Below are 23,728 nucleotides of genomic sequence, written 5' to 3' on the forward strand. Positions count from 1 at the left end.
TGGTTATGATTCAAGTGTGGATGAACTAATCCACAAATTAAGCAAGGCTTGGAGGGATCACATGGCCACTTTAACAAACTTCATTATGACTGAGACATTATCTGACTTCACAAATGGACAGTATGAAGTAATTGAAAAAGAGCTAGTAAAATCAAGTGATTTAAGTAACTTAACCATATCTGGTTCTCTCTTCTCTCAAACCACTTTTATCGCTGTTAACTTCAAGTCTTGCATTTTCTTTGGTTCAAAAATGAGAGAGTGTAAATTTATCAACTGTACGTTTGAAAATTGCAGCTTCGAATTTTCACATATTGAAGATTGCAATTTTGATGGATGTAAGATCGTAGGGAATGCATGGAAGCATTCCACTTTAAAGAATTCAATCATTGAAGATTGTGAACTGGATCTTGAAGTCTATAAGGTTATCAAAGATGGTGACCAGAATAAATTCGATCTTTATGAGGAAACTCAAGATATCGAAGAAATTAAAGAAGAAGTTGAAGAAGTTCTTAGTTTTGAAGCAGCTCTTATAGCTTCACCAAACCAATGGGGAACGAGCTTACTCAACTTCATTAAATCTGCAGCTTAAATTTGAAACGCCTGGCAATCGTGTTTACGTCACTAGTCTCAAGGATAATACGGCCAGATACAAATCTTTTTTAGAGACGATATATCATACCTAGTCTTCTTCTACTGGATGTAGATAAGCAGGAAATCTCGCAACTCATACTTGCTCTCGGGCCAGCTCTCTCAAGGGTGTTGGCCTTCTTTTTTTTTACATCTTACGAAAAAAACAACCAATCGATTCTTTATTTCTCATCGAAGACTTAACGATCATCGTTGATACCTCGATGGCATTTCTTAATCCGATCAAGCTATCATCAAGTTTACAACTACGATAGAAGCGAGAGACTTCGTCATTGATTTCGTTAAACATTGCAAGCGCTCGCTTAAGACGATTTGTCGTTCTTGAAAGGCCAACATAATTCCACATCGTAAGCTTTAAAGTCATCCAGTCTTGTTGAACAAGGGCCTTATCAATTGAAGCGTACTCTTCTTGCCAATTCTTAATTTGCAGATGAGAGTAAAGAGTTTCCTCGTCCACAGTCTCTGAAATATCAATGGCCGCAAGGTAGCCCCATGTTAAACCTTCAAGCAGAGAGGTTGAAGCCAAGCGATTAGCACCATGTAGTCCAGAGCAAGATACTTCACCTACAGCGTAGAGATTCTTAATTGAAGTTTGTCCCTTCATATCAATCTTCACTCCACCGCATGTATAGTGTGCAGCAGGTACAACAGGAATAGGCTCCTTAGTCATATCAATGCCGTGCTCTAGGCAGTGTTTATAAATTGTAGGAAAGCGCTCTTTAATCCACTCTCCGTCTTTATGTGAAATATCGAGATAAACACACTCATGTCTAGTCTCAATTGTTTCTTCCATTATTGAGCGAGCAACAACATCACGAGGAGCAAGCTCCATCTCTGGATGGTATTTGCCCATGAATCTCTCACCATTACAGTTAACGAGAACACCACCTTCACCGCGCACCGCTTCTGAAACTAAGAAGCGACCATGAGAAGATGAATCATAGAATGTCGTTGGGTGGAATTGAATGAATTCCATATCGATAATATCTGCACCTGCTCTTTTTGCCATGGCAATACCATCACCACGACTTGCACCAGAGTTTGAGTGGTGAAGATAAAGCGCACCGACTCCACCAGTGGCAAGAACAGTCTTCTTTGCCATGGCCTTTACAACATTGCCCTTTTCTTGATTTAAAAGATAGGCACCAAGAATCTTTCTTTCTTCATAACGTTGAGAGATTGAAATCCCATGGTGAGAAGCCGTAATTAAATCAATGGCCGTATGTGCTTCTAAGAAGTGTACTGTTGGATAGCTCTTTTGATCTTTAAGTAAATTTAAAAGACTAATTTGAATTTCCTTACCAGTGTAATCACCACGGTAGAGAATTCGCTCAATTGAGTGAGCCGCTTCCTTTGTATATTTTAATGAGTTATTCTCATCCCTTTCAAAATTTGCATTCGCTTTTTCTAGTAAGAGCTCATCGATCGCTAATTTTCCAAAATTCTTTAGTGTTTCAATCGCTTGCGGATTTGAAGTATTTGACGAGGCAACTTGAATATCCTTTCCTAGAGCATCATCACTTGCATTTGGATAAATAATTCCTCCCTGGGCCCAAAACGTATTTGAAACCTGAGGATCTTTTGCACGCGTAACAATCCCTACTTTTAAATTACTTTCAGCAAGCTTTGCTGCAGTAGCAAGACCAGCAATTCCACAACCTAAAATCAGAACATCAAAGTCGTAACTATTCAACTCTTTACCCTCTTGCGTACTTTAGTGATAAGTCCACTGCTGGAGCATCATAAGTAAGGGCACCAATACTAATGGCATCAACACCTTCAATTAAGTAGCTCTCTAATGTATTTAAACGAACTCCACCAGAAACTTCAAAAGTAACACCTTCTGGCTTTTGTTTTACTGCTTCTTTAATCTCTTCAGGAGAGAAGTTATCAAGCATGATATGTCTCACTCCTTCACCAAGTGCAATATGTAATTCATTAAGATCGTGAATCTCAACTTCAATTGGTGTGTAGAAAGAGTTCTTTGACTTAAAGAAGTCGATTGCTTCTTTTACACCACCAAAGAATGACTTATGATTATCTTTAACCATCCACATATCACTTTGACCAAAGCGGTGGTTATTTCCTCCACCTGTGACAACAGCGTATTTTTCAAGAGCACGATAACCAGGAAGAGTCTTTCTTGTATCAAGAATCTTGACTCCACTATCGAGAGCAAGAGTTGCAAATTTATTTGTATATGTTGCAATTGATGATGCTCTTTGAATTAAGTTAAGAGCAATACGCTCACCAGTTAACGCAATTGAAAAAGGAAGCTTAAATTCAATTTCGGCCATTTCATCTTTAGTGAATTTTTGACCTTCAAACTTTTTGAAGTCTTCGTAATTTAAGTTAGCACCTAGATAGTTAAAGGACTCCACAAAGTAAGGTAGGCCACATAAGACCATGTCATCTTTAATCTTTAACTTACAGTGAACTTCGTCATTAGGAAGAGACTGAATATAGTTCAGGTTACGACTTAGATCATCTTCTTTAAAATAAGTTTCAATCGAATCCTGTAGTGCTTTATTTACCAATAAATTCATTTTGTCATTACTCCGTTTAGATGTTTTTTCTACCATTTTCAAATGAGAAAAAAAACTCCCGAAACCTTCAAAAATCCTGTTAATTGCTCAATTTTGACTTATAAAGCTGCAATGCGTTTCAATATTATCTTTCTTCTAGCATTTTTACTCATTAACCCCCTATTTCAGGGAAATGACAACAGGCAGTATGCACGCCCACCAAAGCTAAAGCTACCTGTAAAAACCAAGGCCAGCTTTGATAATAGGCCCGAATTCTATTTCTATCGTTCAGTTTTGACTGGACAAAAGTGGGGGCTCGATAAAGAACTTAAAAGAAAACTTGCTCACTTAAACCTACTTCACCTGATGACTCCATCTGGGCTACATCTAAGCTCACTCTTTCTTATCTTCTATTTCCTAAGAAGAAGATATCCAAGATTTTCAAACCTAGTGGAGCTCACTCTATGCTTAGGATTTTACTTCTATCTTCCTGGCTATTATTCATTTAGACGGGTGGCCCTCATTCGAAGCTTTTTTATTTTAAACAAAGTAAGAGAGACTAATTATTCTAAGATGCAGATATTTCTCTTCTTTTTAACAACAGACTTTTTCTTTGGTACCTATCGCTACTCACCCCTATCGTTTTATTTGAGTACTCTATTTCTTGGTTTAATTTTTTCAATAAAAGAATATCGAATCTATAAGATGTACCTTCTATTCTTTGTTGCTCAGCTTTTTATTGCACATAAATTTACGGGGGTTATTTATCCAGCAACAATCATTCTCTCGCCACTGTTGACGAGTATCTTCACTCTCATCTATCCCATTCTATTCTTTAATCTCTTCTTTATTGAATATTTTAATTACGCTCAATGGTTCATTACAGCTTACACGGCATTGATAGAGATAAGTTATGATTTAGCGCAAGCACTCGGCTTTATACATGTAAATTTTCTTATTTTAATTGGTGTGATTATTTACTCACAAAGAACAAGGAAGCATGCTTTAGCACTAATAACAATTGGCCTAGTTAGTGATCTGCCAAGAGATAGCTTCACGATTATGCTCAATGAGATAGGCATTCGCTTGTGAAAAAGGTTTTGAACCAAAGAAGCCACGATACGATGAAAGTGGAGAAGGATGCGGGGACTTAATCACCAAGTGCTTTGTCTCATCGATATTCTTACCTTTCTTTTGAGCAGGACCACCCCAAAGAATAAAGACAACATTTTCACAATGCTCATTGATGATATCAATAATCTTTGCCGTAAACTTCTCCCATCCTTTTTTGTGATGAGAACCGGCCTGTGCCTTACGAACTGTCAGACAATTATTTAAGAGAAGAACACCCTGCTTGGCCCATTCTTCTAAATATCCATGTTCAGGAATATCTAGGCCAAGATCTCCATTTAGCTCTTTATAGATATTTCTAAGAGAAGGTGGGATCTTCACACCTTTCTTCACAGAAAAGCTTAGGCCATGAGCTTGTCCTTCACCGTGATAAGGGTCCTGTCCAAGAATAACAACCTTTACATTCTCTAGTGGCGTAAGATTCAAAGCCGCAAAGAACTCTTCAGGCCTTGGATAAATGACTTCCTCTTCTGAATCAAGAAATTCAGATAGAGAAATCATATACTCTTTTTGGAATTCGGCTTTAAGAAAATTAAGCCAGCCCTTATCATTTAAGTATTCAATCATAAGAGCTGGCCTTGGTATTAGTAATTTAGAAGTTTGTTAAGTTGTTCGTACACGTCTGAAACTTGTGGAAGAATATAATCTTCTGAAGTTGGACAGTAAGCAACGTGTGAGTCTTTTGCAGCAACACGAAGGATTGGAGCATCAAGGGCCTCAAAACATTCTTCGTTAACACAGGCAGCGATCTCACCAGCAAAACCAGAAGTCTTCGTTTCTTCGTGACAAATTAGAAGACGATTTGTTTTCTCAAGTGACTTCTTAATTGAGTCCATATCAAATGGTGCAAGAGTTCTAAGGTCGATAACTTCAACAGTCTTACCTGTTTCCGCTTCGATTTTCTTAGCAGCATCAATTGATTTTTGAACAAGTGCTCCCCAAGCAACTACAGTTGCATCAGCACCTTGTTTTGCAATACGAGCTTTACCAAATGGAATCATATATTCTTCACCTGGATCTGCTGTACGGTTATAACCTTGGTAGTAAAGGTGCTTGTGCTCTAGGAACATAACTGGATCATCTGATCTAATTGCAGTTCTTAGAAGGCCAGCAGCGTCTGCCGCATTTGATGGGAAGACAACTCTAATACCTGGAACGTGAGTAAATAGCGACTCTCCACATTGAGAGTGGTAAATCGATCCACCTCTTAGGTATCCACCGATTGGAACACGAACAACCATTGGACACTTAAAGTCTCCACCTGAACGGTAGCGAGTCGTCGCCATCTCGTTCTTAAGTTGCATATATGCAGTCCAGATATAGTCAAAGAATTGAATCTCAACAACTGGCTTAAGCCCTCTCATCGCCATACCAATTGCACGACCGATGATATTTGCTTCCGCTAGTGGTGAGTTAAATACTTGTCCTTCTAAAGATGCTCTTTGAACACCTGAAGAAACTTTAAATACACCACCCTTACCTTTTAGGTCAGGGTTATTAAGTCTTTCAAGGTCTGAGAAATCTGCAACGTCTTCACCAAACATTCTTAGTAATGGGTTCTTAGAGAACTCAGAACGAAGAACAGCGTTGATTGCTGATGCCATTGGAACATCATCTTTTCCTTCGAAAGTACCTTGAGTTTCAAAGTCTGAAGAAGTTGGATCAATATCGTGAGAGTATAAGTGATCAAGTGCTGATTCAGGAGCTGGCCATTCAGTATCAACCGCTTCCTTCATTGCACGTCTTACTTCAAGAGAAACTTCTTCAAGTAGATCATTAACTTCCTTTTCGCTCATTACACCAAGTGCGATAAGAGTTTTTGGATATGAGTTAAATACATCAATTTGCTTTTCTTGCGCTAGCTCGTCTTTCGTACGATACATTGATTGATCATCAGAAAGAGAGTGAGAGTATGGACGAGTTACATGAGAGTGAAGAAGAACAGGTCCTTTTCCTTCTCTAATATGCTTAGCTGCTTTTTCAGCTGCTTTATATGATTCAATTGGACAGTTACCATCACATTCAATGATTTTTAATCCTGGGAATTCATCAAGAGCTTTTGAAATCGATCCACCAGGAGTTTGCATTGAAGTAATTGTTGAAATGGCATAACCATTATCTTCAACGTGGAAAAGAACTGGAAGCTTATTTGCACAAGCAGTTGTAAGTCCTTCCCAGAACTCACCTTGAGCAATTGTTCCATCACCACATGAAGTATAAACTACTTCAGCATCTTCAACTAAGAATTTTGAAGTATCAAATTTATGCTTTTCTTTTAATTCTTTAAGAGAAAGTCCAGCTTCAGCAACACCACATGCTTGAAGGAATTGAGTTCCTGTACATGATGATTTTTGAACGATATTTAATTTTACGTTACCCCAGTGAGCTGGCATCTGACGGCCGTGAGTTGCAGTGTCTCCAATATTTCCATTTGCTTGGCAAAGCATTTCATATGGAGTTACACCAAGACCAGTACATAGTGCTCTGTCACGGTAGTATGGAATAAACCAATCGTGAGCAGGCTTAAGAACTTTTGCAAGAGCAGATAAAACACCTTCGTGTCCTGCACCAGAAATTTGGAAGAACGCAGTTGATTGCTTCTTCATTGTGATCTCAGCATCATCAAGCTTTCTTGAAACGAAAACGTTACGAAGCATCCAAATAAGATCTTCTTTTGAAAGATTATATTTTTTAATGATCTCTTTTTTCTTATCTAAGTTGGTAGAACCCACATTTGATCCTTTTGCAGTTTTATCAAGCATTTAACGCCCCTTTTTAAGTGGAGCTAGCTTACCAATTTTAGTGCAAAAGGTGCACATGCTGTGCATTAAATTTTAAAATAATATTTGACGGATTTCAGGTATTTAGAAGGGTTTGGCTAGAAGCCACTCGAAATTCCTAAGACATAGCGACGATCTTCCTCACCTCTGAAGTCAGAATCAGTTGTGTCAACAGCGTAAGTTGAGAGATCGAACTCCATTTTTCGAGTGCGAATCCCAATTCCCCCAGAACCAAAGCCATCTCCGTAACCTAGACGAAAAAAGAAAATACGACGCAGATCAAACTCAAGTCCAAGTCCAAGCTTCCTTTTAAAATCTACATCCTCATGGGCATTTAAGAAATCTTTATAATCCAACTCGAGGTGAACGCGAATAGTTCTACCCAGTTGAGGTGTAATTGAAAGTCCTAGATCATAGCTTTGCTTAATTTTTTCAGGAGCACCTGCTCCGGCCAATTTCTTAAAACTACCTCCAGTTGTATTATGACTAACAATTGCAAGAGTTGGAATGAAGGCATAAGGAAGAGTTATCCTCATCCCAGATGTTAAATATAACATCCTTCCGCGATTATAATCTTCGTCCGCAAGCGCTAAGGCCGTACTAGGGTCAGCTTCACCGATCGCTTCTTTGCGAAATAGATAAGTTGCAGAAACACCGAATTTAAAAATTCCCCCAAAGAGTGAGAAGTTAAAAGCAGCGTATGGACCAGTGTCTGTTCTTTGCGCGTATTCAAATTGATCCCCTACCTGATCACCAATGAAAGCTCGTTGTTGAACAGAGTACATATAACCGATTGTGAAATATCTCGTGGCGAAATTTGGCATCATTTGAAAACGACTATGGGCAACTGTTCCCTTATTTTGATCAAGTAATTTTCTAGCGCCTTCAAGAGAGAGTGCTTCAAATAAGTCACCTGCATTCCCCGTGACGTCACCTCCAAAGAGAGTCTCCATCCAGCCTTTGTTAGTTTCGAAATGAAAGTTTGAAAGATGAAAGTGGCGACCGCGATATGTACCAAGTCCGGCAGGATTATAGAATGCTGCCGAGGCATCATCCACTTTACCAATGAAGGCATTTCCCATGGCCAAGGCACGCGAAGACGTGATGAGTTCCGGAAAAACTGCATCCTCAAATTGTATTGCAAAAATACTTGAGTGAATTAATAGGCAAAATAAAATCAACTTCTTCACAAGCTAATTTTACAATACTTAAGTCGTCTTTTTAACACGAGGCACTATATTCCCGTCAATAACGTCGATATCAGCGCTTTTTGATAAGATCAATTATGATTCTGCCAATCTCGTTATTTTGGCGTTTACCAATAAATAGCTCTTTGGCCGGCCCATCAGCAAAAACTTCGACATCAACACCGTTATGACTCCAAGTTGTCCAACCCGTATAACTTTTGGCAGACACTCTTCTCGCAAAGGACTTGTAAAATTCTTTCTCACCTTTAGCTTGGGCCTTTTCTAGATACTTAATATCATCACTGTCAAAGTCTATTGAATATGACTTGAATAATTTACGAGTTAGCTTCTTCTTAAAAACATCCTCAGCAATATCTTTTAAAAGCGTATCAATTTTTCTGAAGTTCTCAGGTAGCCACTTCTTAGACTTACCGTGGCCAATTGAAAGCCCACCAGTTGAGTGATCTGCTGTTACTACCATTAGCGTGTTCTTTGATTTTTTTACAAATTCATGAACAAGTTTTAAAGAGCCTTCAAAGTCTTCCATCTCTCGCATGGCACAGGCAATATCATTTAAATGCCCACACTTATCAATATGACTTGCTTCAATCATTAGAATAAAGCCATCCTTGGCATTCTGATTCATCAGCTGCAGAGACTTCCTTGTCATTTTTGTTAGTCTTTTATCATCAGTATTAATTTCAAAATCCATTTGTCCTTCATCAAAAAGAGCAATAACTGGAAGTTTATTATTTTTTTCAAAATCCGCTAATGTTTCGAGATAGCGATAACCTTTTAGCTTATTGATATACTTCTTAGTAATTACCTCACGTCCCCCACCTGCGATAAGATCGACAATAGGACGCTTAAAGCTTTGGTTGAAGACGAGATCTTTAACAATATCTTCGTGATCGTTGCGATTTAAAGCTGTTGCATAAAAGCATGCAGGAGTTGCGTGATAAACTTCAGAGGTTACCACAACACCAGTCTGCATGCCCTTGTCTTTAGCATACTCAAAGAGGACCTTGAGATTCTTTTTATTTATATCGACAGAGATTGCACCATTATAAGATTTTTCACCTGTTGAATATGCGGTAGCACCTGCAGCGCTATCAGTGATAAAGCTATCACTGGCCTTCGTAATAGATGAGCCCACAATTAATTTATCAAAGAGAGTTTCTCGATCAACATAGTTACGATAGGCCGTTGTATAAGCCGGCCCCATACCATCACCAATCATGATTATGATATTCTTCGGCGTTTGTGCAAAAGATGAAAAAGTAACTAATGATACAAGTGAAAATTTCTTAAATATTTTTTTCATGCCAAAAGAATAGCACTTATTTAAGCTTTGAAAATAGGAAGAGGAAATCTTAATTAAAACCAAAAAAAAAGCCTCTCAAAGAGAGGCTTTATATTTTAAAAATTGCTTAGCGCTTTTTTCTACCAGGGAATCTGTGTCCAACGTGACCTAGGAATTTCCCTTGGATATTCTTGATTGACTCAATTCTAGATTCAGCAAGGATATCTGTCGCTTGGTAAACTGGAATATCTTGTTCTTCAGAAATATTAAAAACTTCAAGAGTTGTATCATAGATAGAATCAACCATTCTGATTGCCTTATCTTCTGACCAACCTTCAAATTCGATCGAAACGTTCATAACACCACCAGCATTGATTAGGTAATCTGGAGCGTATAGAACACCTCTTTCTTTAAGAATTTTACCGTGACGGTTTTCTGCAAGTTGGTTATTTGCAGCACCTGCTACGATTTTACACTGTAGACGATCGATTGTGTCATCATTGATTGTTGCACCAAGTGCACATGGAGCATAGATATCCATTTTAACGTCGTAGATTTCATCAATCCCAACAACTTTTGCATTTGGTACTTTTTCCTTGAATAGCTCAAGGTTCTTTTCATTGATATCACATACGTAAACTTCCGCACCTTCATTGTATAGGTACTCACCTAGGTAGCGTCCTACTGAACCAGCACCTTGAAGTGCTACTACTTTACCTTTTGGTGAACGGTTTCCATAAACCTTCATACATGCTGCTTCAATACCTCTGAAAACACCACGTGCTGTCCATGGAGATGGGTTACCTGAACCACCGTGGATCTCAGCAACACCTGCTACGTTATTTGTTTCAGTAAATACGTGCTCAATATCATCAACACTGATATTTACGTCTTCTGCAGTAATGTAACGACCATTTAGAGACTCCATGAAACGTCCGTATGAACGGAATAGAGCTTCTGACTTATCTTTTTCTGGATCACCGATGATAACAGCTTTACCACCACCAAGGTTAAGTCCAGCAACAGCATTCTTATATGTCATACCTCTCGAAAGTCTAAGTACATCGTTAAGTGCTTCTTCTTCTGATTCATATGGCCACATTCTTGTCCCACCTAAAGCTGGACCAAGTACTGTGTTGTGAATCGCTACGATTGCCTTAAGGTTACAACTTGGATCACTAAAAAAGATAACTTCTTCGTGTCCGTCTTTGTATAATCTCTCAAAACTAGGCATTGTTTTTTCTCCTTAGAAAGTTTGCAATAATTACCTGAATTTACGCAGGAATTAATGATGCTAAAATAGTGCTATTAGAGCTGAAAAGAACAATAAACTTTCAAGGATGAAAACTGTATGCACAGAGTGTCACTAATTGGAATTGATGAGCAAGTAACTGAATTTACAATCGAAGAAGGTCAGACAATTTTTGACGCAATCCAGGATCAAGGACTAACTCTCCCCCATGGTTGCCTAAGTGGCTCGTGCGGTTCATGTCGTATACAAATAATTGAAGGCGCCGAGAACTTACAAAAGCCAGGAATTATCGAAGAAAATACCATTGAGGCCATTGCTCCAGAGCACACAGAAGTCGCTGAAGGAAATATCCGCCTGGCCTGCCGTGCAAAAGTCACAGGTGATATTAAATTTTCGATTCTAAAATAAGTTGAATAATTGCACGAAAGTGTTGCTTGCGGTCAAAATTCCAAGACTCATTTTCACCTTTTAGAAAATCCATATTCTTCTGATCAAGAACAGTTGTCAGGTGATCCACATCGTTGATGACAACATGGCGATATGGTTTAAGTAGTGAAGACTGAAGATCTACCATTCCATCATTTCTTCCTACTCTCTTGTAAATATAGTTTCGACTAATCTCTAGAGATGTTTCTCGGCCCTGTTGCTCATTGATGAATGTAATAAATTGAAGAAGGTTAATATTTTCTAGTGCCTTTTCAATCTTAGTAGCATTGGCCTGCATATAATCAGAACGCATTTTTGTTCCTACAGATTCCATACCAGTCACATCACCACCAAGTACGGCAAAAATCCATCCCATAACTGTTTTCTTGATTGAACCTTGGATAAAGTAATCGGCCAAAACAGAACCGTGATAAGGAGACTGCATTGAAACCCAGCCCACAACTCTCTTCGACACCTGCGGATTATTAATCAGTACATCTAAGAACTCGAGGCCACCCTTTGAATGACTTATAATGAGCAAAGGTCCCTTGATTTTATCAAGTTCACTTTTAATATATTTTGAATTTTTACTAACTGGATCTTCTGATTCGACGATAATTCTTTCAAATTTTACATTATGATCTTCTAGTAGCTCCATATAGTCACGAAAGTAATCCCCTGTAAAATACGAAAGGTTCACAATTTGACCAGATCCTTCAATTGCCGACTGAGACAAAATTCCTGGTAGAAAAACAACTGTTAAACTTGAAAGGCTTTTTACTTCGGTTTGAGTCAAACCTTGCTTTGATTGATAAAGACTACGGTATTGAGTTGTCTTATTTTGTGCCCTGGCTACAACAGTGGCCAGGACAAGTAAAAATATTAAGCTAAACCTTGTGAAGTTAATAATGCCGCCCTTTTCTTTCTTCTGATCTTAGCATTGATATCATCAAGTGAATCAACTGCCATATCCCAGGCCGTATAAATCTGCTTCTTCTTATTGGCCCTTAAGTCACCTGCTACATAAAAGTTTTCAATATTCGTTTCACCTTTTTCATTAGCAAGAACATAGCCTCTACCATCAATTTCAGCACCAATGGCCTTGGCAAGTTCATTATAAACGATAGTTCCAAGCGAAACAAAAGAAAATGCTGACTCTAGTGTTCTACCACTAGCAAACTTGTAACCCTTGATAATCCCATCCTTACGCTCTCCAAGAACATCGACAATGGCCTCAGTGAACACTTCTATCTTATAGGCTTTAATTAATTTTTGAGTTTCTTCATCAAATTGTGGAGTTTCACCATTTGTGAGGATTGACATCGAAGGCGTGTTGTAGCGTTCTTTAAGCATGACAGCAACCCAAACGGCACCAGATGTATGGCCAATAATTGAAGTGTGCTTGTCGTAAACATGGTGCCCATCACATCTTAAACAGTAATCAACTGTTTGAGCGTTAGCGAAAGGAAGAATTGGTTTAATACTATCGTTGAAGTGTGGCTGAACATCCATAATACCTGTACAGAGAACAACATATTCCGCTTGGTACTTTTCACCATCACTATCAATTAATTCAAAGCTTCCATCACTTAGCTTCGTTACCTCTGTAACACCTTTGCCCTTAACGAAAGTTAGATTATCCTTGAATTCCGACTCTTGAATCCACTCGAGAGTTTCCTTATTTGGTTCTTCAATTCCTTTCTTGTACTTATGAGTCCCAGGCATATTTTCAACTTTATAAACCCACTTCTCACGAGAGCGCTTCTTGTCTCTTGGCGTACCAGGAAAAAGAACAACTGTATCATTATTTAAAACACCACGTAGTGTGGCCATCATACCGGCCGCGCCACCACCGATTACTGCAATTTGAAATTTGTTAGACATAACTACTCCATGACTAGTTCATATTTAGTATAGTCTATCAGAAAGAGGGAATCTAATAGATTCCCTCTATGTAAGCTTTAGCAAAATTTATTTAAATTTGATTATTTAACAGGAACTTCTAATAGATCATCAGAAGTTTCAGTGGCCTCTTTGGCCTCTTTCTTTGAGAAGAAGTGCTTTTCCCCATCAACATCTTTAATCTTAACTTGCTTGATTTCGTAGTCAAAGACTTCAGTAAGCTCAAAGCTATAGCCTTCCCAAATAATGATCTGTCCGGCTTCAGGAAAGTTATTTCCAAGCATATCAAGTAAGAAGCCAGCAAGAGTTGAGTAATTATCATTAAGAGGAATCTTAATATCATAATCGTGATCAAGATCTCTTAAATTTGTCGCACCATCAATATCCGCACCTTCAATAAGGTCACTTTCCTGATAGTCTTTAGTAATCTCATCAATATCATCATCGTGCTCATCTTGAATTTCACCAAGAATTTCTTCAATAATATCTTCAAGAGTAATGATACCAACGATTAAACCATTCTCATCTTTAACAAGCGCCATGTGAACTTTCTTGCGATTCATATGATCGAAAACCGCTTGTATCTTCATATGTTCATAAACAAAGAACGGGTCTCTTAAATGATTTACCATTGTGAAATTATCACGTTCGGCCCTTTTTAAGAATGCGAGTTCCTTAACGTGAAGAAAGCCCTCGATATTATCAATTTCACCATCAACAACTGGGTAACGAGAGTGAATTGACTCTTCAATCTCACTGATAACTTCTTTATATGTACTGCTAACTTGAATAGACTTGATCTCTTTACGTGGGATCATAATGTCTTTAACTTTAATCTTAGGAAATTCTAGAATCGAGTTAAAGAGATCGATTTGCTTGTGATCAATTGTATTTTCTTTCTCTGCTTTTTGAATCATAAACTCAAGGTCATCCTTCGTTACAATTCTTCCCGTCAGTTGTGCATTCTCACCAAGAACTGTGTGAATAAGCCAAACCATAATTTTAATAACAGGGTAAAGTAGATAGTAGAAGATTTGTAGAACACGAATAACAAAAAGGGATAAACTTTCTGCGTGCGTTCTTGCAAAAGTCTTAGGGATAATCTCACCAAAAATTAGAATAACAAACGTTGTCGCCCCAACAGCAATTCCAATTGCATCATCCGCAAACAAGCGGGTTGCAAGTACTGTCGTTAAAGATGAAGCAAAGATATTGACGACGTTATTTCCAACGAGAATAGTTGTTAGGATCTCACTTGGGCGATCAATCATGAAAGCAATTGCTCTTCCCTTTGCACCACCTTCTTGAATTAGTTGGCTAGCACGATCGTGAGGAATCGAAAGTAGGACAGCTTCTGAACCAGAGAAAAATCCCGAGCCGATAAAGCAGATTAACAATAGGACAATCTCAAGGCTGCTTACATCAGTCATTGCCTTGTCCTTGTTTACTAAATTTTGTTGAGAGTTTTTTTAAGAAGTAACAACAATAAAGCGGAGGTTCTATAAGGAGTTTCCTTGTTACGGGTAAGACTCTCTATTGAGCTACCCCTTCGTTTAGATATAAATATTTTATCAGTATTTCTGATATGATTCAATACATCATAAACCAACAAATTTCAAGGATTTGAAGCACAAACCCCTAGTGATGATCGAGTTGTTCGCCTTTAAAGTCATGATCTGAGTAAACAATACGATCATTCATTTCATGGTTGAAATCATATATCTCACTGATATTACTAACCTTTCTGAAGATTGTATGACACTTGTAGCAAATAACAACAGGTGGAAGCCTCTTGAATAACGCAAAATCAAATACATACAAAATAATAAAAGGAGCAACTGAATATGGAGCGTATTGAGTTGTTGCCATATAAAGAGTTGCCAAAGCAGCAACAACAAAAAGCATGACACCAATCTTACGATTAAAGTCTTTTTGCTTATAAAAGTCCTTTCTTTCACAACAAGGACAATCTCTAAGGATTCCCTGCTCGTGTTCTTCATTCATTTTCACAGGAGCTTTTGTATGGCAAATTTGACACTCAACTTCACTCACCTCTTTATTAGGGTGAAAAGAAACAGCTGAACCACATTCTTCACAAGTTAAAGTAATTTCCATCATAGTAGTAACCCATATGTATAAAATAAGTAAATCGCAATCATTTCACCAATAAAGACAAAGATTGTCATGGCATAGAAGATCCCAGTTGCACTTTGAATACTTCTCATACTAACAAGCTTCCATCCAAAGATACTCATTCCAAGAATAACAAGGTATCCCCAAACATCTCTCATAATAACCATTAGCCAGTTAAAAGCATAACCGCCACCAAGTTCAGTTCCTGCAGCGAGGTATGGCCCAAGTTTTGTATGCTCAAACCCAGACCAAATAAGCTTAACAAAAAGCAATGCCCACGTAACAAGTGTTGCCTTCTTAAGAGGAACTTCCGAAAGCTTTGGTGTGACAAGATACCAGTGACCAAGGATCATAGCGTATGTAATGGCCCCAAGATAATAAACTGATGAGCCAATGTATAAGTAGTTAACTAAGTTCTTATCTTGAAAAAGATAAAGAGCATAAAAGCCAATTAGAGTTGGAATCGCATAAAGAATCCAAAGGGCCACATTCTTTTCATCGTAGTGATTGTGAAGTTGATGATGAAAAAGAATGCAAATCGTACTGATATAAAGAAGAATCGCTTCAAGATCAGTTGCACTATTTCCAGTTACAATATGAGCAATAGCGGCCATGAATAAACTCACAAGACAAGTTGTCGATAGAAGCTTTTGAAAACCTCCCCCTGTCATTTTAGAATTTGCCACTGGTGCAAAAGTAAAAACTCCAAAGCCCAGGGCCAGGAAGAAGTACTTTGCCATTTCAAATGTATTACTCATTCAAATTACTCTCTCGTAAAAAATGCTCAACTAAGCGCATGATGATGATTTTATTTGCTGCTGGAATATTAAGGTTTTCTACATCATTTTGAGCGTTTTCAAAAGGTATCTTTTGACTGATCAGACTCATTTCTTTTGTATATTCAACAACATAGACATATAAAAAGACGCTTCGATCTGAATAATCGTGCTTAAGCTGAGTGAAGAGACTAATTTTATTTAATTCGTGGCCCACTTCTTCTTTAAACTCACGACGTGCTGCCTGCTCAATGCCTTCACCTGGTTCAATCTTGCCACCAGGGAACTCGATCATACCATCAAGAGGGCCATCTTCTTTTCTCACTTGTCCCCAAAGAACAAGTCCATCACTTTCAAGTGAATACGGGATTACGATTGCGATTTCCATAAATAAACTTTTACCCTAAAAATTTTGAAATGTTAAAAAAGCAGCGTAGCTTTTTGCGCCTTTATTGTTTATAAACCAAGTGTGAGTACATTACCTTTTAAACAAAATTCAATCATATTTGCACCGATGGAAGGTGTGACGGAAGGCCCATATCGCGAGGTCATTCAAAGAATTTTTGGAGACTGGGATTATTACTACACAGACTTTTACCGAATCCCATCAGTTGGTAATGTAAATGCAAAGACATTGATCAAACACTTTGGTGAAACATACCTACAAAAAAAGGCCCATACAGAACAAACGGCCTACCAGTTTCTAACTTCAGAAATTGCTCAAACCGAACAGGCCATCTCACTTATTAGTGAAATGAATTACCATCATATCGATCTAAATCTTGGTTGCCCTTCAAAGAAGGTTAATTCAAATAAAGGTGGCGCGTACCTTTTATCAGATTTAAAAGCACTCGAAAAAATTATTAAACAAATTCGAGAAGGTTTTAAAAATACTTTTACTGTAAAGATTAGAATTGGTTATAGCGATGATAGTCTTTATCTTGATCTCTTAAAACTCTTTGAGGATTGTGGTGTCGATGGGATTACGATTCATGCACGAACTCGTGACCAACTCTATAAAGGTGTCGCAGATTGGAGCTACATCGAAAAGGCCGTCAAAGTTTCAAATCTCCCAATCATTGCCAATGGAGATATCTGGACAATAGAGGATATCAATAGAATCTTTGATCAGTGTAACCCGTATGCAGTTATGTGTGGCCGAAGTGCACTTAAGACTCCATGGCTGGCCTCAATTTATAAAGAGTATCAAGAAAACTTGGATTTTATCAGTGATGAATTTCTTCTGAAAGTTCGTGCTGAAAACTTAGATCTTTACTTCTATGAGCTTGATAAAGAGTATCGAAAGAATGGCCTTGTTGACTCAACAATACTTAAAAGATTTAAAGCATTTTGCCGTTATCTATTTGATGACTATGAAAACTTTGAAACTATTCGTGGCCGTTTTCTTCGTGCCCAGAACATTCATGAGTTTCGTGCTCATCTAGATCAATTTGTGGCGAATTATTCTTAATAAAGAAATAAAAAGTAATTTCAAAAAGAAGTACACCAACAATATAGACGATTCGCGCCTGAGTTGAAATTCCAACAAGTCCTACTAATAAGAAAAAGAGAAAACCTGGAAGGTGTCTTAAAACCACATTCCCCCAAGTATTATCAGGTATACGGTCCTCTAAAATTGTATAGAAATTCATCACCGCATTGGCAAAATTAAAACGGCTTGTTCGCCCCTCGAAGTACTCATCACGATTAGGGTGACAGTAGAGACCGGCAAATGAAATCGCTGTAAAGAAGCAAATATACTCTTCAGTTGAAAAGTGAAGAAGTGCCGAAGCAATGAAGAAAATCACTAACGAGGGTAGAAAATATAAGTAGTAGCGAATTCCAATTTTCATGCTGCCTCCAGAAAGCCCAAAAAAGAAAGGCACCCAAAAGGTGCCTTTCTCATATTATAAATGGAAGTTATTTTACTTAGCAACTCCAACTGCTTTTGTCTCACGAACAACTGTAATTTTAATTGTTCCAGGGTAAGACATTTGCTCCTCGATTTGCTTAGCAATATTACGAGATAGCATAACAGTTTCTTCATCTCCAACCTTATCGTTTTCAACAAAGACACGAACTTCACGTCCACCTGAGATCGCGTAAGACTTGCTAACACCTTCAAATGAGTTAACAATTTCTTCAATATCAGTAAGACGAGAAACATAAGACTCAGTAAGTGCCTTACGAGCACCTGGTCTTGCACCTGAGATCGCATCCGCTGCTGCAACAATGTGAGCAAGGATAGACTCTGGTTTTTCATCATCGTGGTGAGCACGGATTGCGTGAACAACGTCCGCAGACTCTCCATATTTTCTAGCAAAGTCAGCACCGATAACAGCGTGTGAACCTTCAGCAGATGCATCAAGAACTTTACCGATATCATGTAGTAGACCTGCACGACGAGCTTGCTTAATATTCAGCCCCATCTCAGCGGCCATTGATCCAGCAATAAATGCTGCTTCAATTGCGTGCTGGTATTGGTTTTGAGTGTAAGAAGTTCTAAAGTTTAGAGCACCAACAAGTTTTAGGATCTCAGGGTGAATACCGTGAACACCAATTTCCATTTGTGCCTTCTCACCTAGAGCAAGAAGCTTCTTCTCAAATTCAGCTTTTGACTTATCGTGGAATTCTTCAATTTTTGCTGGGTGAATACGACCGTCAGCAATTAGCTTTTCAATTGTATCTTTAGCAATCTCACGTCTTACAACGTTGAATGAAGAAATAACAACAATCTCAGGAGTATCATCGATAATTAGGTCAACACCACAAATCTGCTCGAAAGCTCGAATATTACGACCTTCACGACCGATTAGACGACCTTTAACATCATCAGATGGTAGATCTACAGTTGAGATCGTCTTTTCACCAACGTGCTCTCCTGCGTATCTTTGAATTGCTATTCCAACAATTCTCTTCGCACGGTTTTCAGCTTCTTCTTTAGCTTCCTCTTCCATACGAGTAATCATCTTAGAAAAATCAACTTGAGCTTCTTCTTTCATCGTATCAAGTAGCTCATCTTTTGCTTGTTCTTTTGTCATAGCAGCAACTTCAGATAACTTCGATGCATACTCTTCTTGGCGAACAACAAATTTTTCTTTTTCTTTTAGAGCATCTAACTCTTTTTCTTTTACGTCTTCTTCGCGCTTTTCGACTTTCTTAGTCTTCTCATCAAGTTCATCCATTTTCGATTCAAGCTTTGCTTGTCTCTTATTAAGATCTTTTTCCTGATCGTTTAGTTCGCGCTTCACACGTTCGGCATACTTGTCAGCTTCCTTCTTTTCTTCTTGAGCTGCCTCTTTCGCCTCTTTTCTCGCTTTATAGCTAATGTCTTTTGCCTGTGTTTTGGCCTTTTCAATAATTTCGTCACCTTTAGCTTCTCTTTCAAGCACTTCTTTCTTTGCTTGAAGATTGCGTATAACAAAACCTACTGCTAGTCCAACAACAAGGAAAAGAAGTGAAGCTAAGATTAAATCCATACTCATTTCTCTCTCCTATTAATTAACTTTAATCACTTCCCTATCAGTTACGATATAATTCATTGCTTGATCATGATCTTCAAAGGCAACTTCACTAACCAACTGTTGATTAAAGCAAACTCCAATTTTTATAACTTTCTTCTTATCAATATTAATCAATTTATCGAGGTAAATATCGTAATAACCCTTACCTCTTCCCAAGCGATGCCCCTTCTTATCAAAGGCAACTCCAGGAACTAAAATAACTTCAGGAAAAACTATTGGGTCACCATTCTTAGGAACCTTAAACTCTTTTCCAAAAGCCTGAACTTTTTCAAGTTCATTTATCGGCGTACTTCGAAAGCACATCTGCAACGAGTCTTCGCCAAACGAAGGAAAACTAAAATTAGTTTTCGTCTTCAAAATTAAACAATTAACTTCACCTGGAATTGGAAAGAAAACCCCTAGGTGCTTAGGATTTAAGTTTTCGGATTTTAAAAGAGAATCGATATTTGAACAGACTTTCTCAGACAGATGTCTTTGATCATCTAAGCTTAAACTAGCTAATTCTTCTAATATCTTTTTTCGAAGCTCTTTCTTTTCAAGACTCATTTTAGTGAGTTTTTGGAAGTGCTTCTTCAATCAATTTTAGTGCATTATCAGAAAGAGACTTAACTTCATTAATCTCACTTCTGTATTCCCTTTCTAAAGATAGCTTTTCTTTTGCTAACTCAAGTGCAACGAGAGCTGCTAACTGAGAGTCAGAAATTGAAGGCGCCTTTTGGCGAATATTGCTTGCGATTGATTCAACATACTCAACAATTTCAGTTGCTGAAACAACCTCATCTTCATTAGACTCTTTGAGTCTAAAGTTATGACCTAAAATTTGATATTCTTTTACTTCCGTACTTATATCCATAGTTATTTAATTGTAGTCCTACAAAGGATTTCAGTCAATCAATCAATTACCGACCAGTGCGTCAAGATATTCATCTAAATTAAACACACTCAGGTCTTCGACATTTTCTCCAACACCAATATAGGTAATTGGAATTTGCAGACTATCAACAATGGAAATTGCACTTCCCGCTTTTGAAGAACCGTCACATTTTGTAAATACAAGACCAGTTAGATCAAGTGCCTTGTGAAACTCTTCAGCTTGGCGGATTGCGTTTTGACCAGTAATTGCATCAATTACTAATAATGTATGATGAGGTGCATCCTCCATCAGTTTCTTTAATACAGTCTTACTCTTCGATAACTCTTCCATTAGGTTACCAGCAGTGTGAAGGCGACCGGCCGTATCAAGAATACAGTAATCGGCCTTTTCATTAATTGCAGTTTGCAGAGCGTCGTAGCCTACACCACTTGGGTTGGCCCCTTCTTTTGCGCGAATCATTGTTGCGCCTGCTCTCTCACACCATACTTGAAGCTGATCTACGGCCGCGGCCCTAAAAGTATCACAAGCTCCAACAACTACTTTTGCACCTTGTTGTGTCAGTTTCGTTGCTAGCTTTCCAATTGTCGTCGTTTTTCCTGCGCCATTTACACCAACAACCATAATGACTTTTGGCATACCAGTGCTATTGCCAGAGAATTCAAATAAGTCACCTTCGTTTCTTGATTGAACATCGGCCATTTTATTTTTTAAGAACTCTTTAATATACGCTTTAAATTGTGCCTCATCGAAGTCAGAGCTTTTTGCTTTTTCTTCAAGTGATTCAATTAGCTCACCTGTTGCCTTAGGCCCAAGATCTGCTCCGTAGAGAAGCTCTTCTACTTCTTCCAGGGCATCATCATCAAGTCCACCGCCAGAAAAAAGACTTCCAATCTTACCCCAAACACCATCACGAGAACGGCTTAGACCTTTTGTAAGACGATCCTTCCATGACTTTTCTGGAACTGGCGCTGGTGCAGGCTCAACCTTTGGAGCTTCTTGCACAACTTCAGCTTCAATTTCTTTAGCTTCTGCCTCAGGAGTTTCAACAACTTCAGTAGTAACCTCTTCCTTAGTTTCAGTAACTTCAGGAAGTTTCGGCTGGGCCTTAGGTTTTAGAAGATAGAAAACACCAGTGAATCCACTGATACCAAGTGCAGAGCATAGTGCGATAAATGCATATGCCATTTCGACAGTGATTGTCATATTTAGCTGGGCCTGATCCGCCCAAGACTGTAAAAGAGCAACGAGTTGCAACATAATATATTCTCCATTTTGTGTGTTTAAGAGATATGATATGTAGGCATAAAAATCAATATTTAAGGCGAAAATTGGCGTGAAAATGACAAATAAGATCGAACTATTTCATCTACAACAAGCAATTCGAAATTTTTTCAATAAAGATGGCTTTATGGATGTGCTGACACCGCCAATTGTGGAAAATCCGGGCATGGAAGTTCACATTCATCCCTTTGCAATCCACTCAGTGCATCAAAACAAGAATCACGAGTTCTACCTTCATACATCACCAGAATTTCATATGAAGGAATTGCTTCAAGAAGGCCTCGAAAAAATATTTACCATGAGTTACTGTTTTCGCGACGAGCCAAACAGCTCCACTCACAGAAAGCAATTCATCATGCTTGAATGGTACCGAGCTAGAGAGAACTATGAAAAGATCATGGAGGACACAATCAACCTCTATCAATTTTGTCATGCCTACTTAAGGTCAAAAGGAATCAGAGTTATTGATCTCGATGACAAGATAAAGAAAGTGACTGTTCAGGAGATATTTTTCGAAGTTCTTAATATCGATATTCTTGAACTCATGGATCGCGATAAGCTCTATAATTTAATTGATCAAAAATTTTCAAGAATTAATCTTTCAGGAAATAGAGATGATTATGCATGGGACGATCTCTTCTTTCTACTGATGTATAATTATATTGAACCAGAAATGGAGAAGCACCCTTTTCTTCTTCTCTATGAATTTCCTGCGCCTCTACGCGCACTTTCAACAATTAAAGAAAATGATCCTAGAGTATGTGAACGATTTGAGGTCTATTGCCGTGGAATCGAAATTTGTAATTGTTTCAATGAACTTACTGACTCAAGCGAACAAAGTTCTCGTTTTGAAAAAGATGCAAAATTAAAAAAAGAGCTTTATGGCTACAGTCTGCCTTGGCCTAAGAGATTTTTAAATCAGCTGGAGAAAGGATTGCCAAAGAGTGCGGGGATCGCACTAGGAGTAGAGCGCCTTCTTATGTCCTTAACGGGCATGGAAGAAGACGCCTTCTATGATTAATTATTGTTTCTTTTGAAGTCGATTAAATAATAAGTGAGTCTTCAAGATAAATTCAGATTTTACAACATCAGGAGTCATCTTCATCGCCCAACGATAGTGCACTCCGCTCTCTTTTGCAGAACGTAGTTTACTATTCCAAATAGGAAATGCATTTGCTAATTCTGCTGAATAAACCGCATACCAACGAGCAAACTCATCTTGAGATTTTGCTAGTAGAGTATCTTGAACATCAATTGAGTTCTCCACTAAAATTCTTTTCACTGAATAGATATTTAATTGATCAAGTTTTTTAATATCGAGATCTTTATTAAGATACTTTTTAAAAATTGTAACTGTAACTTCTTTGGCGGCCTTCGAAGTTTGCTGGTTATAATTTTCTAGACGCTGGTAGTATTGAGAAAGGACTAGTGAACGATAAACACCTTCACGTGTTCCCCCTTGCTCAAGAGTTGCGTACCATTTTGATAACTCATCTCTGTTAGCGTCAAGCTCGCGCGTGGCCTTAATAAGCTCATTGATAAATGATAGATTGTACTGAGACATCTGCTCTTTAGTAAAAGGTGACTTATATTCTTTCTTTGAATAAACACTTAAGTCTTTTGCATCTTTCTTAACGATAGGAATTGCAGGAAGCTCCACTTCATCTTTTTCTCCCCAAATCTTATCGGCCAACGATGTCGAAATATTCTTTTCCACAAAAGGTCTTAGCTCTTGTAGAAATGTTATCTGTGCAAATGCAGAAGTTGAAATCAAACAAATTAAGACGAATCTCTTCACAACTCTCTCCCGAATAATCAAGTATTTATCAATATAAACACTATTATAATGGTGCTTCGAATTTTTAGGAAGTTAGCAATTTTTAGCCAACAAAATTTGTCAATTTTGTGTCTAGGTTCTAGGCAATTAATACCTCTAACTGCTGACAAATACTGGCCTAATGAATTTAGGTAAAGATTGTTTAAGAA

The 23,728-nt window shown here is 38.0% G+C and carries 24 protein-coding genes; 5 read left to right on the top strand and 19 right to left on the bottom strand.

Going from position 1 to position 23,728, the window contains the following annotated elements; genetic code table 11:
- Positions 1-61: 61 nt before the first annotated feature.
- On the top strand, positions 62-589 hold the full coding sequence (locus tag ABMA72_RS08220; protein ID WP_392857850.1) for a pentapeptide repeat-containing protein: 528 nt from the start codon (positions 62-64) through the stop codon (positions 587-589).
- A gap of 186 nt (positions 590-775) precedes the next feature.
- Here ABMA72_RS08220 and nadB read toward each other — a convergent pair whose 3' ends face one another.
- Complete coding sequence (gene nadB / locus ABMA72_RS08225) at positions 776-2,341, bottom strand: L-aspartate oxidase (RefSeq protein WP_393056784.1); 1,566 nt, start codon at positions 2,339-2,341, stop codon at positions 776-778.
- A gap of 4 nt (positions 2,342-2,345) precedes the next feature.
- Positions 2,346-3,194 (bottom strand): carboxylating nicotinate-nucleotide diphosphorylase, encoded by an 849-nt coding sequence (gene nadC / locus ABMA72_RS08230; RefSeq protein ID WP_393056786.1) that lies wholly within the window; start codon positions 3,192-3,194, stop codon positions 2,346-2,348.
- A gap of 42 nt (positions 3,195-3,236) precedes the next feature.
- On the opposite strand from nadC, the gene ABMA72_RS08235 reads away from it, so the two are divergent.
- Complete coding sequence (locus tag ABMA72_RS08235) at positions 3,237-4,265, top strand: ComEC/Rec2 family competence protein (RefSeq protein ID WP_393056788.1); 1,029 nt, start codon at positions 3,237-3,239, stop codon at positions 4,263-4,265.
- Here ABMA72_RS08235 and ung read toward each other — a convergent pair.
- From ung to ABMA72_RS08260, 5 genes are all read right to left on the bottom strand, one after another.
- Positions 4,200-4,871, bottom strand: a complete 672-nt coding sequence (ung, locus tag ABMA72_RS08240) for a uracil-DNA glycosylase (protein ID WP_393056790.1) — start codon at positions 4,869-4,871, stop codon at positions 4,200-4,202. The genes ABMA72_RS08235 and ung overlap by 66 nt on opposite strands.
- Positions 4,872-4,888: 17 nt before the next feature.
- A complete protein-coding gene (locus ABMA72_RS08245) occupies positions 4,889-7,066 on the bottom strand; it encodes a thiamine pyrophosphate-dependent enzyme (protein WP_392857857.1) in 2,178 nt (725 codons plus the stop codon).
- A 116-nt stretch (positions 7,067-7,182) separates the two neighbouring features.
- Positions 7,183-8,274 (bottom strand): hypothetical protein, encoded by a 1,092-nt coding sequence (locus tag ABMA72_RS08250; RefSeq protein WP_392857860.1) that lies wholly within the window; start codon positions 8,272-8,274, stop codon positions 7,183-7,185.
- A 70-nt stretch (positions 8,275-8,344) separates the two neighbouring features.
- On the bottom strand, positions 8,345-9,595 hold the full coding sequence (locus ABMA72_RS08255) for an alkaline phosphatase (protein WP_393056791.1): 1,251 nt from the start codon (positions 9,593-9,595) through the stop codon (positions 8,345-8,347).
- A gap of 106 nt (positions 9,596-9,701) precedes the next feature.
- Positions 9,702-10,808, bottom strand: coding sequence for a Glu/Leu/Phe/Val dehydrogenase dimerization domain-containing protein (locus tag ABMA72_RS08260; protein ID WP_021265862.1), 1,107 nt, complete (start codon positions 10,806-10,808; stop codon positions 9,702-9,704).
- Between the two features lie 117 nt (positions 10,809-10,925).
- Here ABMA72_RS08260 and ABMA72_RS08265 point away from each other — a divergent pair, with 117 nt between their 5' ends.
- Entirely contained in the window at positions 10,926-11,234 is a 309-nt protein-coding gene (locus tag ABMA72_RS08265; protein ID WP_393056793.1) for a 2Fe-2S iron-sulfur cluster-binding protein, read from the top strand.
- Here the strand turns inward: ABMA72_RS08265 and ABMA72_RS08270 are convergent.
- From ABMA72_RS08270 to ABMA72_RS08295, 6 genes are all read right to left on the bottom strand, one after another.
- Complete coding sequence (locus ABMA72_RS08270; RefSeq protein WP_392857865.1) at positions 11,212-12,048, bottom strand: hypothetical protein; 837 nt, start codon at positions 12,046-12,048, stop codon at positions 11,212-11,214. The genes ABMA72_RS08265 and ABMA72_RS08270 overlap by 23 nt on opposite strands.
- Before the next feature lie 86 nt (positions 12,049-12,134).
- Positions 12,135-13,136 carry an NAD(P)/FAD-dependent oxidoreductase gene (locus ABMA72_RS08275; RefSeq protein WP_393056795.1) on the bottom strand — a complete coding sequence of 334 codons (1,002 nt, stop codon included), beginning with the start codon at positions 13,134-13,136 and terminating at the stop codon, positions 12,135-12,137.
- A gap of 101 nt (positions 13,137-13,237) precedes the next feature.
- On the bottom strand, positions 13,238-14,584 hold the full coding sequence (locus ABMA72_RS08280; protein WP_021266350.1) for a hemolysin family protein: 1,347 nt from the start codon (positions 14,582-14,584) through the stop codon (positions 13,238-13,240).
- Positions 14,585-14,792: 208 nt separating this feature from the next.
- Entirely contained in the window at positions 14,793-15,272 is a 480-nt protein-coding gene (locus tag ABMA72_RS08285; protein ID WP_392857871.1) for a hypothetical protein, read from the bottom strand.
- Positions 15,269-16,045 (bottom strand): hypothetical protein, encoded by a 777-nt coding sequence (locus tag ABMA72_RS08290; RefSeq protein ID WP_392857873.1) that lies wholly within the window; start codon positions 16,043-16,045, stop codon positions 15,269-15,271. Before ABMA72_RS08290 ends, ABMA72_RS08285 begins: the two co-directional genes overlap by 4 nt.
- Positions 16,038-16,451 carry an NUDIX domain-containing protein gene (locus ABMA72_RS08295; RefSeq protein WP_392857876.1) on the bottom strand — a complete coding sequence of 138 codons (414 nt, stop codon included), beginning with the start codon at positions 16,449-16,451 and terminating at the stop codon, positions 16,038-16,040. The genes ABMA72_RS08290 and ABMA72_RS08295 overlap by 8 nt, the downstream gene beginning before the upstream one ends.
- A gap of 81 nt (positions 16,452-16,532) precedes the next feature.
- Between ABMA72_RS08295 and ABMA72_RS08300 the strand changes: the two genes are divergently transcribed.
- The gene (locus tag ABMA72_RS08300) at positions 16,533-17,534 is read left to right on the top strand and encodes a tRNA dihydrouridine synthase (protein ID WP_393056797.1); all 1,002 of its coding nucleotides are present in this window, start codon (positions 16,533-16,535) and stop codon (positions 17,532-17,534) included.
- Here the strand turns inward: ABMA72_RS08300 and ABMA72_RS08305 are convergent.
- The 5 genes from ABMA72_RS08305 to ftsY all read right to left on the bottom strand — a co-directional run bounded on the left by ABMA72_RS08305 (position 17,452) and on the right by ftsY (position 21,718).
- Positions 17,452-17,916: a hypothetical protein gene (locus ABMA72_RS08305; RefSeq protein ID WP_392857879.1), complete on the bottom strand. Its 465-nt coding sequence runs from the start codon at positions 17,914-17,916 to the stop codon at positions 17,452-17,454. The genes ABMA72_RS08300 and ABMA72_RS08305 overlap by 83 nt on opposite strands.
- A gap of 72 nt (positions 17,917-17,988) precedes the next feature.
- Positions 17,989-19,542 (bottom strand): ribonuclease Y, encoded by a 1,554-nt coding sequence (gene rny / locus ABMA72_RS08310; RefSeq protein ID WP_392858018.1) that lies wholly within the window; start codon positions 19,540-19,542, stop codon positions 17,989-17,991.
- Between the two features lie 18 nt (positions 19,543-19,560).
- Positions 19,561-20,163, bottom strand: coding sequence for a 5-formyltetrahydrofolate cyclo-ligase (locus ABMA72_RS08315; RefSeq protein WP_393056799.1), 603 nt, complete (start codon positions 20,161-20,163; stop codon positions 19,561-19,563).
- Positions 20,135-20,440: a cell division protein ZapA gene (gene zapA, locus ABMA72_RS08320; protein ID WP_392857883.1), complete on the bottom strand. Its 306-nt coding sequence runs from the start codon at positions 20,438-20,440 to the stop codon at positions 20,135-20,137. Before zapA ends, ABMA72_RS08315 begins: the two co-directional genes overlap by 29 nt.
- Before the next feature lie 42 nt (positions 20,441-20,482).
- Entirely contained in the window at positions 20,483-21,718 is a 1,236-nt protein-coding gene (gene ftsY / locus ABMA72_RS08325; protein WP_393056801.1) for a signal recognition particle-docking protein FtsY, read from the bottom strand.
- A gap of 82 nt (positions 21,719-21,800) precedes the next feature.
- Between ftsY and epmA the strand changes: the two genes are divergently transcribed.
- The gene (epmA, locus tag ABMA72_RS08330; RefSeq protein ID WP_393056803.1) at positions 21,801-22,763 is read left to right on the top strand and encodes an EF-P lysine aminoacylase EpmA; all 963 of its coding nucleotides are present in this window, start codon (positions 21,801-21,803) and stop codon (positions 22,761-22,763) included.
- On the opposite strand, the gene ABMA72_RS08335 is transcribed toward epmA, so the two are convergent.
- Positions 22,764-23,540: a hypothetical protein gene (locus ABMA72_RS08335; protein WP_393056805.1), complete on the bottom strand. Its 777-nt coding sequence runs from the start codon at positions 23,538-23,540 to the stop codon at positions 22,764-22,766. It abuts the gene before it with no gap.
- Positions 23,541-23,728 lie beyond the last annotated feature (188 nt).

It is taken from the genome of Halobacteriovorax sp. CON-3, assembly GCF_043196995.1.
In the GTDB taxonomy this organism is placed as follows: Bacteria; Bdellovibrionota; Bacteriovoracia; order Bacteriovoracales; family Bacteriovoracaceae; genus Halobacteriovorax_A.

Coding starts and splice junctions, on each gene's coding strand:
- ABMA72_RS08245 (WP_392857857.1), bottom strand. CDS start 7,066: ATGCTTGATAAAACTGCAAAAGGATCAAATGTGGGTTCTACCAACTTA.
- ABMA72_RS08235 (WP_393056788.1), top strand. CDS start 3,237: ATGAGAAAAAAAACTCCCGAAACCTTCAAAAATCCTGTTAATTGCTCA.
- ABMA72_RS08220 (WP_392857850.1), top strand. CDS start 62: ATGGCCACTTTAACAAACTTCATTATGACTGAGACATTATCTGACTTC.
- ABMA72_RS08255 (WP_393056791.1), bottom strand. CDS start 9,595: ATGAAAAAAATATTTAAGAAATTTTCACTTGTATCATTAGTTACTTTT.
- ABMA72_RS08290 (WP_392857873.1), bottom strand. CDS start 16,045: ATGAGTAATACATTTGAAATGGCAAAGTACTTCTTCCTGGCCCTGGGC.
- rny (WP_392858018.1), bottom strand. CDS start 19,542: ATGGATTTAATCTTAGCTTCACTTCTTTTCCTTGTTGTTGGACTAGCA.
- ftsY (WP_393056801.1), bottom strand. CDS start 21,718: ATGTTGCAACTCGTTGCTCTTTTACAGTCTTGGGCGGATCAGGCCCAG.
- ABMA72_RS08295 (WP_392857876.1), bottom strand. CDS start 16,451: ATGGAAATCGCAATCGTAATCCCGTATTCACTTGAAAGTGATGGACTT.
- nadC (WP_393056786.1), bottom strand. CDS start 3,194: ATGAATTTATTGGTAAATAAAGCACTACAGGATTCGATTGAAACTTAT.
- ABMA72_RS08305 (WP_392857879.1), bottom strand. CDS start 17,916: ATGAAAATTGGAATTCGCTACTACTTATATTTTCTACCCTCGTTAGTG.
- ABMA72_RS08275 (WP_393056795.1), bottom strand. CDS start 13,136: ATGTCTAACAAATTTCAAATTGCAGTAATCGGTGGTGGCGCGGCCGGT.
- ABMA72_RS08265 (WP_393056793.1), top strand. CDS start 10,926: ATGCACAGAGTGTCACTAATTGGAATTGATGAGCAAGTAACTGAATTT.
- zapA (WP_392857883.1), bottom strand. CDS start 20,440: ATGGATATAAGTACGGAAGTAAAAGAATATCAAATTTTAGGTCATAAC.
- ABMA72_RS08285 (WP_392857871.1), bottom strand. CDS start 15,272: ATGATGGAAATTACTTTAACTTGTGAAGAATGTGGTTCAGCTGTTTCT.
- ung (WP_393056790.1), bottom strand. CDS start 4,871: ATGATTGAATACTTAAATGATAAGGGCTGGCTTAATTTTCTTAAAGCC.
- ABMA72_RS08260 (WP_021265862.1), bottom strand. CDS start 10,808: ATGCCTAGTTTTGAGAGATTATACAAAGACGGACACGAAGAAGTTATC.
- ABMA72_RS08280 (WP_021266350.1), bottom strand. CDS start 14,584: ATGACTGATGTAAGCAGCCTTGAGATTGTCCTATTGTTAATCTGCTTT.
- epmA (WP_393056803.1), top strand. CDS start 21,801: ATGACAAATAAGATCGAACTATTTCATCTACAACAAGCAATTCGAAAT.